16 protein-coding genes are annotated in these 14,145 nt (G+C 60.2%); 13 read left to right on the top strand and 3 right to left on the bottom strand.

What is annotated here, in order from left to right; all coding sequences use genetic code 11:
* Window positions 1-359: 359 nt before the first annotated feature.
* Window positions 360-1,148, bottom strand: coding sequence for an AraC family transcriptional regulator (locus JFU58_RS09510; RefSeq protein ID WP_063029195.1), 789 nt, complete (start codon window positions 1,146-1,148; stop codon window positions 360-362).
* An 85-nt stretch (window positions 1,149-1,233) separates the two neighbouring features.
* On the opposite strand from JFU58_RS09510, the gene JFU58_RS09505 reads away from it, so the two are divergent.
* The 6 genes from JFU58_RS09505 to JFU58_RS09480 all read left to right on the top strand — a co-directional run bounded on the left by JFU58_RS09505 (window position 1,234) and on the right by JFU58_RS09480 (window position 7,425).
* Window positions 1,234-2,232, top strand: coding sequence for a bile acid:sodium symporter family protein (locus JFU58_RS09505; RefSeq protein WP_201140375.1), 999 nt, complete (start codon window positions 1,234-1,236; stop codon window positions 2,230-2,232).
* Window positions 2,233-2,320: 88 nt separating this feature from the next.
* A complete protein-coding gene (locus tag JFU58_RS09500) occupies window positions 2,321-3,511 on the top strand; it encodes a sugar transporter (RefSeq protein ID WP_201140373.1) in 1,191 nt (396 codons plus the stop codon).
* A 42-nt stretch (window positions 3,512-3,553) separates the two neighbouring features.
* Window positions 3,554-4,120 (top strand): hypothetical protein, encoded by a 567-nt coding sequence (locus JFU58_RS09495; RefSeq protein WP_201140371.1) that lies wholly within the window; start codon window positions 3,554-3,556, stop codon window positions 4,118-4,120.
* A 39-nt stretch (window positions 4,121-4,159) separates the two neighbouring features.
* The gene (locus JFU58_RS09490; RefSeq protein ID WP_201140369.1) at window positions 4,160-4,528 is read left to right on the top strand and encodes a lysozyme inhibitor LprI family protein; all 369 of its coding nucleotides are present in this window, start codon (window positions 4,160-4,162) and stop codon (window positions 4,526-4,528) included.
* Between the two features lie 421 nt (window positions 4,529-4,949).
* Window positions 4,950-6,503 (top strand): TerC family protein, encoded by a 1,554-nt coding sequence (locus JFU58_RS09485; protein ID WP_063029207.1) that lies wholly within the window; start codon window positions 4,950-4,952, stop codon window positions 6,501-6,503.
* Between the two features lie 79 nt (window positions 6,504-6,582).
* Window positions 6,583-7,425: a PhzF family phenazine biosynthesis protein gene (locus JFU58_RS09480; RefSeq protein WP_063029209.1), complete on the top strand. Its 843-nt coding sequence runs from the start codon at window positions 6,583-6,585 to the stop codon at window positions 7,423-7,425.
* Here the strand turns inward: JFU58_RS09480 and JFU58_RS09475 are convergent.
* Window positions 7,361-7,738, bottom strand: a complete 378-nt coding sequence (locus JFU58_RS09475; protein WP_081253126.1) for a thioredoxin family protein — start codon at window positions 7,736-7,738, stop codon at window positions 7,361-7,363. The genes JFU58_RS09480 and JFU58_RS09475 overlap by 65 nt on opposite strands.
* A gap of 145 nt (window positions 7,739-7,883) precedes the next feature.
* On the bottom strand, window positions 7,884-8,120 hold the full coding sequence (locus JFU58_RS09470; RefSeq protein ID WP_177070927.1) for a hypothetical protein: 237 nt from the start codon (window positions 8,118-8,120) through the stop codon (window positions 7,884-7,886).
* A gap of 337 nt (window positions 8,121-8,457) precedes the next feature.
* Between JFU58_RS09470 and JFU58_RS09465 the strand changes: the two genes are divergently transcribed.
* The 7 genes from JFU58_RS09465 (at window position 8,458) to JFU58_RS09435 (ending at window position 14,042) form a co-directional block, all read left to right on the top strand.
* Entirely contained in the window at window positions 8,458-9,306 is an 849-nt protein-coding gene (locus tag JFU58_RS09465) for a transporter substrate-binding domain-containing protein (RefSeq protein ID WP_063029212.1), read from the top strand.
* Window positions 9,307-9,359: 53 nt separating this feature from the next.
* Window positions 9,360-10,022 (top strand): amino acid ABC transporter permease, encoded by a 663-nt coding sequence (locus JFU58_RS09460; protein ID WP_063029214.1) that lies wholly within the window; start codon window positions 9,360-9,362, stop codon window positions 10,020-10,022.
* 9 nt (window positions 10,023-10,031) lie between these two features.
* The gene (locus tag JFU58_RS09455; RefSeq protein ID WP_017479818.1) at window positions 10,032-10,694 is read left to right on the top strand and encodes an amino acid ABC transporter permease; all 663 of its coding nucleotides are present in this window, start codon (window positions 10,032-10,034) and stop codon (window positions 10,692-10,694) included.
* Window positions 10,691-11,476, top strand: coding sequence for an amino acid ABC transporter ATP-binding protein (locus tag JFU58_RS09450; protein WP_063029216.1), 786 nt, complete (start codon window positions 10,691-10,693; stop codon window positions 11,474-11,476). The genes JFU58_RS09455 and JFU58_RS09450 overlap by 4 nt, the downstream gene beginning before the upstream one ends.
* A gap of 24 nt (window positions 11,477-11,500) precedes the next feature.
* Window positions 11,501-11,890: a RidA family protein gene (locus JFU58_RS09445; protein ID WP_003208000.1), complete on the top strand. Its 390-nt coding sequence runs from the start codon at window positions 11,501-11,503 to the stop codon at window positions 11,888-11,890.
* A 169-nt stretch (window positions 11,891-12,059) separates the two neighbouring features.
* Entirely contained in the window at window positions 12,060-12,824 is a 765-nt protein-coding gene (locus tag JFU58_RS09440; protein WP_017479820.1) for an IclR family transcriptional regulator, read from the top strand.
* A 9-nt stretch (window positions 12,825-12,833) separates the two neighbouring features.
* On the top strand, window positions 12,834-14,042 hold the full coding sequence (locus JFU58_RS09435; RefSeq protein ID WP_063029220.1) for an amino acid deaminase: 1,209 nt from the start codon (window positions 12,834-12,836) through the stop codon (window positions 14,040-14,042).
* Window positions 14,043-14,145: the final 103 nt, after the last annotated feature.

Below are 14,145 nucleotides of genomic sequence, written 5' to 3'. Positions count from 1 at the left end.
GGATGGGCTGAGCCATAACGAGGCGGAGGAGATTTATCCGCAGTGGTCGACGGCGGGGGCGGATGTGTTGTTGCAGGCGGTGTTGGCCAAGGCGCAGGCGTGAGCGAGGTTTAACTGTTTAACTGTTTAACTGTTTAACTGTTTAACTGGATTCCCTGTGGGAGCTGTCGAGCTTTAGCGAGGCTGCGATGGCGGCCTGACTGTCGACATCTCTATTGCCTGACAGGGCCTCATCGCAGCCTCGCTAAAGCTCGACAGCTCCCACAGGGGAACCAGTTCCCATAGGAAACCCTGTTCCATAGGAGATCCAGTTCCCACAGGAAATCCGGTTTTCGCTCCGGAGCTTCTTTGTCTGATGATCAGCGGAAGAACTCGCCCGGTGTAGCGTCGAACTGCTGGCGGAAGGCGTTGATAAAAGCTGAGGTGGACTCGTAACCACAGGCCAATGCCACATCGGTCACCCGTTCACCCTGTTCCAGGGCGGGCAGGGCGCTTAACAATCGCAAGCGCTGGCGCCACGCGCGGAAGGTCAGGCCGGTGTCGCTCAGGAACAGCCGGCTGAGGGTTTTCTCGCTGACCGCCAGTTTCTGGCTCCATTGCCCCAGGGTGGTTTGCTGCTCGGGGTGCAGGTTCAGGCTGCGGTAAATCTGGCGCAAGCGGCTGTCGGCGGGCAGCGGCAACATCAGGTCGACCTGGGGTGCAGCGGCCAACTGGTCCAGCACAACCTGGGCCAGCCGCCCATCCGGGCCGTCCTCGGCATATTCCACCGGCAATTCACTGAAGCTGCGAATCAACTCCCGCAACAGGCTGCTCACCGCCAGCACCTGGCAGCGGTCGGCCGCCCAGCCGGTGACGCTGCAATCCAGGTACAAGCTGCGCATCTCGGTATGGGGCGAACTGAACACCCGGTGCGGCATGCCGGCCGGGATCCACACGGCCCGCTGGGGCGGCGCGACGAAGCGCCCGACACTGGTCTGGATCTCCAGCACCCCGGATATCGCGTAGGACAACTGCACCCACGGGTGACTGTGGCGGCGGGTCAGTGCGCGGTTGGGCAGGGATTCGGTGCGGCCATACACCGGCCTCGGCAGGCTGGAAAGCCCGGGCACGGTGCGGCGCACGGTTTTGTCATGTCCTTTAGGCGGCATTTACTGGCTCATTGGCGTTAGTCGGTAACAAGCCGTTACGTTAGAGTCGCGACGATGCTCTTGGCAACCCCTGGAAGATTGGCCTATGACCCGCCCACGCTTTTTACCTGACAACTTCACCCTGACCCTGGTGGCCACGGTGATCCTTGCGTCCCTGCTGCCTGCCAGCGGCCAGACCGCCGTGGCCTTTGGCTGGGTGACCAACCTGGCCATCGCGCTGCTGTTTTTCCTGCATGGCGCCAAGCTGTCGCGTCAGGCCATCGTCGCCGGTGCCGGGCACTGGCGCCTGCACCTGCTGGTGTTCAGCCTGACCTTCGTGATGTTTCCGCTGCTGGGCCTGGCGCTCAAGCCGGTGTTGTCACCGCTGATCGGCAAAGACCTGTACATGGGCATGCTCTATCTGTGTGCGTTGCCCGCCACTGTGCAGTCGGCGATTGCCTTTACTTCCCTGGCCCGGGGTAACATCCCGGCGGCGATCTGCAGCGCGGCGGCGTCGAGCCTGTTCGGGATCTTCCTGACGCCGTTGCTGGTGACCTTGCTGCTCAATGTGCATGGCGATGGCGGTTCTACTGTCGATGCGATCCTGAAAATCAGCGTGCAACTGCTGCTACCGTTCATCGCCGGGCAAATCGCCCGTCGCTGGGTCGGCGAGTGGGTGGGGCGTAACAAATCCTGGCTGAAGTTCGTCGACCAGGGTTCGATCCTGCTGGTGGTCTACGGCGCGTTCAGTGAAGCAGTCAACGAAGGCATCTGGCACCAGATTCCGTTGTGGGAGCTGGGCGGCCTGGTGGTGGCGTGCTGTGTGTTGCTGGGGCTGGTGCTGGTGGCGTCCACGGTGCTGGGCAAGGCGTTTGGTTTCAGCCAGGAAGACCGGATCACCATCCTGTTCTGCGGCTCGAAGAAAAGCCTGGCCACGGGTGTACCGATGGCCCAGGTGTTGTTCGCCGGGGCGAGTATGGGCGTGTTGATTTTGCCGCTGATGCTGTTTCACCAGATCCAGTTGATGGTCTGTGCGGCGCTGGCCCAGCGGTATGCCAAGCGTCCGGAATCGATTCCCGAGCTGATGGGGCAAGTCGATCCCTGAATCGTCGTGTTACTATTTTTTGCGCGCGGCTCAAGGCCCGGCATCGGGCCGGCTTGATCTGCGCGCAAACGAGTACGACGACCTGTCAATGAGCATTTCCGCCGCAACACCTCAAGCCAACTGGCAACCGGTCTTCGCTCTCGCGTTGGCCGCTTTCGTTTTCAATACCACCGAATTTGTGCCGGTCGGCCTGCTGAGTGCCATCGGGGCGAGCTTCGACATGCCCATCGCCAGCGTCGGCCTGATGCTGACCATCTATGCCTGGATCGTGTCCCTGACCTCGCTGCCGGTGATGCTGCTGACCCGCAACGTCGAGCGGCGCAAGCTACTGATCGTGCTGTTCGGCATGTTTATCGCCAGCCATATCCTGTCCAGCGTGGCCACCAGCTTTGGCATCCTGATGCTCAGCCGGGTCGGCATTGCCCTGTCCCATGCGTTGTTCTGGTCGATTACCGCCTCCCTCGCGGTGCGCCTGGCACCGGAGGGCAAGCAGGTGCAGGCCCTCGGCTTGCTCGCTACCGGCACCTCCCTGGCCATGGTGTTGGGCATTCCGCTCGGCCGCCTGCTGGGCGAAGCCATGGGCTGGCGCACCACCTTTCTGGTGATCGGCGCGTTTGCCGCCGGGCTGGTGTTCTGGCTGGCGCGCACCTTGCCGCTGCTGCCGAGCCAGAACTCCGGCTCGTTGCGCAGCCTGCCGCTGCTGTTCAAGCGCCCGGCACTGGTGGCGCTGTACGTGCTGACGGCGATGGTGGTGACGGCGCAGTTCACGGCCTACAGCTATGTTGAGCCGTTTGTTGAAGGTGTTGCCGGCATGAGTGGCAACACCGTGACCCTGATCCTGCTGGTGTTCGGCGGTGCGGGGATCATCGGTTCGTTGTTGTTCAGCCTGGTGCATCGCTTTAATCCCCATCGTTTCCTGATCAGCGCGGTGACCATCCTCGCGCTGTGCCTGGCGTTGTTGTTGCCGTTGAGTGGCGAGGTGTCGTACCTGGTGACCCTGAGTGTGTTCTGGGGCATGGCCATCATGGGCTTTGGCCTGGCGCTGCAATCGAAGGTGCTGGTGCTGGCGCCGGATGCCACGGATGTGGCGATGGCGATGTTTTCCGGGATCTACAACATCGGCATTGGCGGCGGGGCGTTGATGGGCAGTTGGGTGGGCAGCCACTTTGGTTTCGCCTGGGTCGGCGCGGCCGGCGGGTTGCTGGCGGCAGTGGCGTTGATTGGGTATTGCCTGGCGATTTATCGGTTTGGGCAGGGTGTGGCTCGCGGCAATCTGTAGGCGCGACATTCTTAATGCAGTGGTTTTTTCTAGGGATTTAGTATGAAAGCAGGGTTGCTGATCGCTGTTTTATTGATGCTGGGTGGTTGCGTCACCAATCAGTTGCACTTCGCTTCTTATACCTCTGACGCGGAGTTGGCCAGCATTAAGAACAGTGCTGTTCAGTCGGATATTGTCGGGGTTTCAGGCTACGAGCGTTGTGGGCCCTGTACTGAGCGAAGCAAGATTGTATGGCATGCCGCGAATCACGAAATCGTCAGCCTCTACGAGGGGATGGCCAATGTTCCTGTTGATGATTGGGTTGGCTTTACCAAGCGGGCTATAGGGTCTGATTCGACATCGTCCATTAAAACCCGGGTCGAGATTGATCGGGTTTTCGTAAAAACCTGGAGTGATCCCGAATACTATGCAACTGATGTAGAGCTTTCGGTCTATATCGGCGGTGTCAAATATGCCGGGCATTCACTAATCAAGATAAAAGGCGCAGGCCAGACGCTTATTCAGCGGGATAAAGTGGCTTTCAATTCAGCTACCCTCGATGCCGTCAGTGTGGGGTTGAAGGCAGCTTATCTGGATGCGTTTGCAAAGTTTAAAACCTCAACTCACTGATGGCGCCGCTTACTGCTTGCTCCTACAGGAGGCATTTCCATGGTAGTTCGTTTGATTAAACCGGCGGTATTTGCAGTGCTCGCCGGGTTTTCCGTGTTGTGGCTCAGCCCTGCAAGCCTGGCGGCCAGTTTTGACTGTGACCGGGCGAAGGCGCCTGACGAGAAAACCATCTGTGCCACGCGCTCCCTCAATGATCAGGACGTGACCATGGCGCTGCTTTATGACCTCAACCGGCACTTCATGGCTATGGGAGGACGTGGTTCGTTGATGGATGATCAGGCTGTGTGGCTCAAGCAACGGCATACCTGCGGCGCCCAAGTCAGTTGCCTGAGCAAAGCCTATACGCAGCGTGTTGCGATGTTGCGCAGCTTTATTGATGAGCGGGTGATGACGAAAGGACCGTTCTGAACAGGCCGCTTTCTGTAGGAGCGAGCTTGCTCGCGAAAAACCGGAGAGCACTGTGGGGTCTCAGGCTTCCCGGGTCATCGTTCACGTCCATCGCGAGCAAGCTTGCTCCTACTGAAGCAGGGTATGTTTTTTATTCAGGGGACTTTCACGCAATTCATTACAGATCTTGTAATAGTTTTGCATTGTAGGAAATTCCTGTTTCGCCTGTACGATTCAAGTCCTTTTTCCACAACAGGACCTACATGAACACCCTCTCGGAGCCTCCCAGTCGTCTTTCCCCAAGACATGCACTGTCGCCGTTCCCGCTGATCGCCTGCCTCCGGGCCAAGCATCCCGTCTTCCGATTGCCTACCCTTACCCGGTCCCTCGACCGTGCGTTGCCGTGCCCGGCATTCTGAAAAACTTGAAGAGATACTGAAAAATGGAATGGTTAGCGGATCCAACGGCCTGGCTCGGCCTGTTGACTTTGATTGTGCTGGAGCTGGTGCTGGGCATCGACAACCTGGTGTTTATCGCAATCCTGGCGGACAAGTTGCCGCCGGAGCAGCGTGACCGTGCGCGTCTGATCGGTTTGTCCCTGGCATTGCTGATGCGCCTGGGCTTGCTGGCAAGTATTTCGTGGTTGGTGACCCTGACCCAGCCGCTGTTCGAGGTGTTCGACAAGAGTTTTTCGGGCCGTGACTTGATCATGCTGTTTGGTGGTGTGTTCCTGTTGTTCAAGGCCACCATGGAATTGCATGAGCGCCTTGAGGGGCATGTGGCCCAGCGCACTGGCAACGTGGCTTATGCGATGTTCTGGCCGATCGTTGCGCAGATTGTGGTGCTGGATGCGGTGTTCTCCCTCGATGCGGTGATTACTGCCGTGGGCATGGTGGATGAGCTGGCGGTGATGATGATCGCGGTGATCATTTCCATCGGCCTGATGATCGTTGCCAGCAAGCCGCTGACCCGTTTCGTCAACGCCCACCCGACGGTGATCATGCTGTGCCTGGGCTTCCTGATGATGATCGGTTTTGCCCTGACCGCAGAGGGCCTGGGCTTCCACATTCCTAAAGGCTATCTGTACGCGGCCATCGGTTTCTCGATCCTGATCGAGGTGTTCAACCAGATCGCTCGGTCGCGCCGCAAGAAGTCGGCTCAAGGCACGCTGCCGAGGCGTGAGCGCACGGCCCATGCGGTGATGCGTTTGCTCGGCGGGCGTAATCTGGCAGTGGAGGAGGTGGGTGAAGAGGTGGCCGACCTGCTGGATAACCCTGATGCCAACGGCGGGCCGCTGTTCGATCGGCGTGAGCGGGTGATGATCAGTGGCGTGCTGCAACTGGCTGAACGCCCGATCCGTACCCTGATGACGCCTCGGGCGAAGGTGGACTCTATAGATCTGTCGGACGATCCCGACACTATCCGCCTGAAACTGATGCATTCGTCTTACTCGCGTCTGCCCTTGATCCGCAACGGTAATGTCGACGAGCCATTGGGCTTTGTGCACAAGAAGGAGTTGCTCAAGGAATACCTGGCCGGTAACGAGCCGAACCTGGAGCACTTGGCGCGCCGAGCGGTCAACCTGCTGGAGAGTTTTTCGATTCTCAATGCCCTGGAGCAGATGCGTCAGGAATCTACTCACATTGCGTTCGTGATCAACGAATTTGGTGACTTTATCGGGGTGTTGAGCATGACCGACATCCTCGAGTCCATCGCCGGTGAGTTGCCGGATGCGAGTGAAGTCGAAGGGCCAGACATCGTTGAGGAAGAGGGTGGCTTTCGGGTTAATGGTGCCTTGAACCTTAACCTGATTCGCCAGCGCACCGGCTTCAAGGCGGTGGCGACGGAGGATTACCAGACCCTGGCCGGGCTGGTGATGAGCCTGCTGGATCGCCTCCCCGCCGTCGGCGATAGCCTGGAACATGAAGGGTGGCGCCTGACCGTGGCAGCGGTGGAGGAGCGGCGAGTTACTCAGGTGTTGCTGGCTCCTCTCTAACGGGTGAATTTCATTCGACGCTGCGCTGGCCTTTGGATAGCATCGGCGCTCATTGAACCGTTAAGGAAGGGTTACCCGAATGACTTTGGACGTGCTTAAGATTTCTGCATTTTGTGACGGTAACCAGGGCGGTAACCCGGCAGGCGTATGGATCGGTGACAACCTGCCGGAAGCCGCAGAAATGCAGCGTATCGCCCACGAAGTCGGGTTTTCGGAAACGGTATTCGCCTGCCCGCAGGATGACGGCTGGCGTGTGCGGTACTTCGCGCCGGAGTCCGAAGTCGCCTTTTGCGGGCACGCCACCATCGCCCTCGGCGCGGCCTTGAGCCTGGCGCTGGGCGACGGTGAATTCCACCTGACCTTGAACAACGGCGATATTTCCGTCAGCGGCCGCAGCGAAGGCGACCTGATCGAAGCGGCCCTGCAATCCCCGCCAACCCGCAGCGCACCGGCCAACGATGCGCTGGTGGACGCGGGCCTGACCTTGTTCGGTTATACCCGCAATGACCTGGACCCGAGCATTCCGCCGGCGATCATCCATGCCGGCATTTCCCACCTGGTGCTGGCGCTCGACAGCCGCGCCAAGCTCAGCCAGATGCACTATGAACTGGAAGCCGGTCGCCGCTACATGACCGACGCCGGTTTGGGCACCGTGGTGCTGGTGTTTGTAGAAAGCCCGACACTGTTCCACACCCGCAACCCGTTTGCGGTGGGTGGTGTGTACGAAGACCCCGCCACTGGCGCCGCGACCGCCGCCTTTGCCGGCTATCTGCGGGACCTGGGCTGGCCGCATAACGGGTGCATCAACATCATTCAAGGCGAGGACATGGGTAGCCGTTCGCGTTTGCAGGCGCTGATCACCGATGAGAAGGGTGCGTCGATTCGGGTTTCGGGGACGGCGCGGTTGATGTTGGAGGACTGATTCTGGTCTTGGCGAACGTCTGGCTCAGGGTCTTCTCGTCGAACCCCTTCAGCTTCTCGACCATCTCGCCGTTCTGGAAAACCAGCAGTGTGGGAGTGCCGGTTACCTCTGGGTGCTTCGGGGTTTGGGCAGTGTCGAGCACCAGGCTTTTCACGGAGCTGGCGTATTTCCCGGCAATCCGTTCAAACAGTGGCCCGGCTTCCCCGCAGGCCGGGCAATGCTGCGAAACAAACAGCATGAACACTGTTTTGTGTGCCTTGAGCACCTGCTGATACGCCTTGGCATCGGCAATCACCGCCGTTGCAATTCCCATGATGATCTCCTTGAGCGAAAGGCTTGGCCCACGCTAATCCCGGCGATCAAAACCGTCTACTGTCAAAACTGACAGGTACCCACCTCCAACTGGTCCATTGTGGCGAGGGAGCTTGCTCCCGCTGGGCTGCGCAGCCCCGAAGGATTCAGCGCTCCGCCCGCTCCCGAGCCTTCTTCGCCAACCCCACGCACTGCTTATAGTCGCCCTGATCCTTGGCATCCTTCGCCCGACGATACCCATGATGATTCTGCGTGGTGTAGTTCGTACTGAACGCCGCCTTCAGCTTGACCAGCTCGGCCTTGCATTCGCGCCGGTCATCCTTGGCGAACACCTGGCTAGCAAACGCCAGCGACAACAACATAAGGACAAGACTGATCTTCATCTGAACGCGTTCCTTGGGGGCTCGATCATCTGCCAAGCCTAGCCCAGCCACGGGATTCTTCCATTCACGGCCGCCGCACCGCTTGTGTGCACGGTAACGACCCGCACCCGCACCCAAATGTGGCCTGTCACCCCGGTGTGTAGCCAACGGTAGCAATCCGATTTCAGCTGCTGGCCCAGTGCCTTGTTGCCGATACAAATTTATCCCGTTGATTTAAAAAGAAATTAATCCCGCAATATTTTTCTGTTACTGCGTGTGGCACACTTTCTGCTGTCTATTCCGTTGTTACATACTAAGTTCCGGTATAGCGGAATACACAACCCCTGGAGTGCTTGTCATGCATCACCGACCTTCCGTGTTCAAAGCGTGTGTTTTTCTCTTCGCCGCATCGGCTTCCCTCGCAAGCGCAGTGCAAGCGGCGGACAGCAAGCTCGATACAGTGCTCAAGCGTGGGCACCTGATCGTGGGTACAGGCAGTACCAATGCGCCGTGGCACTTCCAGGGAGCGGATGGCAAGTTGCAAGGTTTTGATATCGACATCGGCCACATCGTGGCCAAGGGGTTGTTCAACGACCCGAGCAAAGTCGAATACGTGGTGCAGTCCTCCGACGCCCGGATTCCCAACCTGCTGACCGACAAGGTCGACATGAGCTGCCAGTTCATCACTGTCACCGCCAGCCGCGCGCAGCAAGTGGCTTTCACCCTGCCGTACTACCGCGAAGGCGTGGGGCTGCTGCTGCCGGCCAACAGCAAGTACAAGGAAATCGAAGACCTGCAGGCGGCCGGCGACAGCGTCACCGTGGCCGTGCTGCAAAACGTCTACGCCGAAGAACTGGTGCACCAGGCCTTGCCTAAAGCCAAGGTCGACCAGTACGACAGCGTCGACCTGATGTACCAGGCCGTGAACTCCGGCCGTGCCGACACCGCCGCCACGGACCAGTCCTCGGTCAAGTACCTGATGGTGCAAAACCCGGGCCGCTACCGCAGCCCGGCCTACGCCTGGAGCCCCCAGACCTACGCGTGCGCCGTCAAGCGTGGCGACCAGGACTGGCTGAACTTCGTCAACACCGCGCTGCACGAAGCCATGACCGGCGTGGAGTTCCCGATGTACAAGGCCTCGTTCAAGCAATGGTTCGGTGTGGATCTGCCAGAGCCTGCGATCGGTTTCCCGGTTGAGTTCAAGTAATTCGTAAACACTGGGGGCGTCGCTGACGGCGCCCCAATCAGGTACTGCTGACCATGAACTATCAGTTGAACTTTGCCGCTGTGTGGCGCGACTTCCCCAGCTTGCTGGCGGGGCTCGGCCTCGGCCTTGAACTGGCACTGCTGTCCATCGCCATCGGTTGCGTGATCGGCCTGTTGATGGCGTTTGCCATGCTGTCCAGACACCGCGCGCTGCGCATCGTGGCCTCGGTGTATGTGACGGTGATCCGCAACACCCCGATCCTGGTGCTGATCCTGTTGATCTACTTCGCCTTGCCCAGCCTGGGTATCCGGCTGGACAAGATCCCCTCGTTCATCATCACCCTGTCGCTGTACGCCGGTGCCTACCTCACCGAAGTATTCCGCGCAGGCCTCTTGAACATTCCCAAGGGGTTGCGTGAAGCGGGCCTGGCCATCGGCCTGGGCGAATGGCGCATCCGCGCGTACATCACCGTGCCGGTGATGCTGCGCAATGTGTTGCCGGCGCTGTCGAACAACTTTATCTCGCTGTTCAAGGACACCTCCCTCGCGGCCGCCATCGCGGTGCCGGAGCTGACCTATTACGCCCGCAAGATCAACGTCGAAAGCTACCGGGTGATTGAAACCTGGATGGTCACGACCGCGCTCTACGTGGCTGCCTGTTACCTCATTGCCATGCTGCTCCGTTACCTGGAACAGCGTTTGGCGATTCGCCGCTAAGGAGCCCCCATGTACGAATCCCCCAGCTGGCTGCATGAGTTGTGGATCGCCCGGGAAACCCTCTGGGCGGGGTTCCAGACCAGCGTTTACTGCTCGGCCCTGGCCATCATCTTCGGCACCCTGATCGGCATCGTTGCCGGATTGATCCTGACCTACGGCAAATTCTGGATGCGCGTACCGTTTCGCCTGTACGTCGACCTGATCCGCGGAACGCCAGTGTTTGTGCTGGTGCTGGCATGCTTCTACATGCTGCCGGCACTCGGCTGGCAGATCACCGCGTTCCAGGCCGGTGCCGTGGGCTTGACGCTGTTCTGCGGCTCCCACGTTTCGGAAATCGTGCGCGGTGCGTTGCAAGCCATTCCCAAGGGGCAACTGGAAGCCGGCAAGGCCATCGGCCTGACGTTCTACCAGTCCCTGGGCTACGTGCTGTTGCCTCAGGCCCTGCGGCAGATCCTGCCGACCTGGGTCAACTCGTCCACGGAAATCGTCAAGGCGTCCACCTTGCTGTCGGTGATCGGCGTGGCCGAATTGCTCCTCAGCACCCAACAGGTCATTGCCCGGACGTTCATGACCCTGGAGTTCTACCTGTTCGCAGGCTTTATGTTTTTTGTCATCAACTACGCCATCGAATTACTGGGGCGTTACATTGAAAAGCGGGTGGCGTTGCCATGAACCAATCCTCAAATGAAAGCCAGCCGCTGCTGAACATTCGCGGCCTGCGTAAACAGTACGGCCCGGTGGAAGTGCTCAAGGGCGTCGACCTGAGCATGCAGCGCGGCAACGTCGTGACGTTGATCGGCTCCAGCGGTTCGGGCAAGACCACGCTGCTGCGCTGCGTCAACCTGCTGGAAGAATTCCAGGGCGGCCAGATCACCCTCGACGGTGAGTCCATCGGCTACAGCGACGTCGGCGGCAAGCGCGTGCGCCACCCGGAGCGGGTGATTTCCCAACACCGTGCGATGACCGGCATGGCGTTCCAGCAGTTCAATCTGTTCCCGCACCTGACCGCCTTGCAGAACGTCACCCTGGGCCTGCTCAAGGTCAAGAAGATGGGCAAGGACGAGGCGGTTGCACTGGCGGAAAAATGGCTGGATCGTGTTGGCCTGCTGGAACGCCGCAATCACTTCCCGGGCCAGCTGTCGGGCGGCCAGCAACAGCGCGTGGCGATTGCCCGGGCGATTGCGATGAACCCGAGCCTGATGCTGTTCGACGAAGTCACCTCGGCCCTGGACCCGGAGCTGGTGGGCGAAGTGCTCAGTGTGATCAAGGGTTTGGCGGAAGAGGGCATGACCATGTTGCTGGTCACCCACGAAATGCGGTTTGCCTATGAAGTCTCGGACAAGATCGTCTTCATGAACCAGGGCCGCATTGAAGAACAGGGGCCGCCGAAAGACATTTTCGAACGCCCGCAATCGCCGCGACTGGCGGAATTTCTCAAGAACATTCGTTTTTAATTCACTCGTTTCAGGAGATCCATTATGAGCATTACTCGTTACGGCACCGGCGCCACGGCCGGCGGCGGCCAGCCTCGTCCTTTCGCCCGCGCGGTGGAAGCGGATGGCTGGTTGTACGTGTCGGGCCAGGTGCCGGCGGTGGACGGTGAAATCATCACCGGCGGCATCGTCGAGCAGACGCACCAGACCATGCGCAACGTGGTGGCGATTCTCGAAGAAGCCGGCTACGCCCTGGAAGACGTGGTGCGCGTCGGTGTGTGGCTGGAAGACCCACGGGACTTCTGGAGCTTCAACAAAGTGTTCGGCGAATACTTCAACCCGGAACACGCCCCGGCGCGGGCCTGTGTGCAGGCGAACATGATGGTCGATTGCAAGGTTGAGATTGATTGCGTGGCCTACAAGAAAAAAGGCTAAATGCCCGTCTCTTGAGACCACAGGAGACCCAATGTGGGAGCGGGCTTGCTCGCGAATGCGGTGGATCAGTTGTAGATGTATTCACTGACACACCGCTTTCGCGAGCAAGCCCGCTCCCACAGGGGATCTGTGTTGATAGCTACATCTTCAAACGGGACCGACGACTGCCATGACCGAAGACACCATCAAACGCCGCGCCAAAGGCCTCGACCGGGCGTTCGATATCCTCGATTTCCTCAAGGAGATCGGCCAGCCCCTGCGCCCGAATGATATCGCCAGTGGCATCGGCAGCCCCAAATCCACGGTCTACGAACTGGTGGCCTCGCTGCTGGAACGGCGCATCCTCGAAACCGTCGGCAAGGACGGTCATGTCTACCTCGGCCGTCAGTTGTACTTCCTCGGCCAGGCCCATCTGCGCCATTTCGACCTGACCCGTGAAGCCGACCACGCCCTGCAGGAAATCGTCAGCCAGACCCACGAAACGGCGCAGATGTGCCTGCTCAATGGGCGCAAATACACCGTGGCCCTGATGCGCGAAGGCGAGCGGCATTTCCGCATTTCCTCAGACATCGGCGAGAACGCGCCCATCCCCTGGACCGCCTCCGGCCGCCTGCTGCTGGGCCATCTGAGCGACCAGCAAATCATCGACCTGATCGACTACGACGACTTCATCCTCCCGGACGGTCAGCGCCTGCCTCTGGAAACCTTCCTCGGGCAAATCCGCCAGGCCACCCTCGACGGATTCTTCTCCTTCGACAGCGTCGCCGACACCTTCACCCACTGCTTTGCCGCCCCGGTTCGGGACGCCCAAGGCATCAGCATTGCGACCCTGTGCATCGTCGCCCCACGGGCCGATGCCCTCAAAAACTACAACGACTATCGCCGGGTACTGATCGAAAGCGCGAACAACCTGGCCCGTCGCATCAACGAATAGGAAATTGCTATGTCTGCCTTCAATGCCGTTGAAAAAGGCGCCGCCGCCATCGGTGCACATCTGGTCCGTGACGTCAGCCTGCCGGCCCTGGTGCTGCACCGTGACGCCCTGGAACACAACATCCGCTGGATGCAGGATTTCGTCAGCAACAGCGGCGCGCAGCTGGCGCCCCACGGCAAGACCAGCATGATGCCGGCGCTGTTCCAGCGGCAGATCGAGCAGGGCGCCTGGGGCATCACCCTGGCCAACGCCGTGCAGACCCGCGCCGCGTACGCCGGTGGGGTTCGCCGGGTGTTGATGGCCAACCAACTGGTGGGCGCGCCGAACATGGCGCTGATTGCCGACCTGCTGGCCGACCCCGAATTCGACTTCCACTGCATGGTCGACCACCCGGACAACGTGGCCGACCTGGGTTTGTTCTTTGCCGCCCGTGGCCTGCGCCTGAACGTGATGATCGAATACGGCGTGGTCGGCGGCCGTTGCGGTTGCCGCACTGAACAACAGGTGCTCGACCTGGCCAAGGCGATCAAGGCCCAGCCTGCGCTGGCCCTCACCGGCATCGAAGGCTACGAAGGGGTGATCCACGGCGAGCACGCCATCAGTGGCATCCGCGAATTCGCCGCCTCCCTGGTGCGCCTCGCCGTCGACCTGCAAAACAGCGGCGCCTTCGACCTGGCCAAGCCCATCATCACCGCCTCGGGTTCGGCCTGGTACGACCTGATCGCCGAATCCTTCGAAGCCCAGAACGCCGCCGGCCGCTTCCTCAGCGTATTGCGCCCGGGCAGCTACGTGGCGCACGACCATGGCATCTACAAAGAAGCACAGTGCTGCGTACTCGACCGCCGCAGCGACCTCAACGAAGGCCTGCGCCCGGCGCTGGAAGTCTGGGCCCACGTGCAATCGCTGCCGGAGCCAGGCTTCGCGGTGATCGCCCTGGGCAAGCGCGACGTCGCCTACGACGCCGGCCTGCCAGTGCCGCTCAAACGCTACAAGGCAGGCGTGCTGCCTGCCGAGGGTGATGACGTGACCGCGTGCAAGGTCACAGCCGTGATGGACCAGCATGCGTTCATGGTGGTTGCGCCGGGGGTTGAGTTGCGCATTGGCGACATCATCTCCTTCGGTACTTCCCACCCGTGCCTGACCTTCGACAAGTGGCAAGTGGGTAATTTGGTGGATGAGCAGTTGCAGGTGATCGAAAGCCTGCATACCTGCTTCTAGACCGAGTCGCGCCTTTCGCGAGCAAGCCCGCTCCCACATTCGACCGAGTTCCTTCAGTTGAAATGCGATCAAATGTGGGAGCGGGCTTGCTCGCGAAGAGGCC

Origin of the sequence: Pseudomonas sp. TH34, assembly GCF_016650865.1 — a bacterium.
Taxonomy (GTDB): Bacteria; Pseudomonadota; Gammaproteobacteria; order Pseudomonadales; family Pseudomonadaceae; genus Aquipseudomonas; species Aquipseudomonas yamanorum.
The sequence above is the reverse complement of the archived record's forward strand: the minus strand, read 5'-3'. Positions and strand labels throughout refer to the sequence as shown.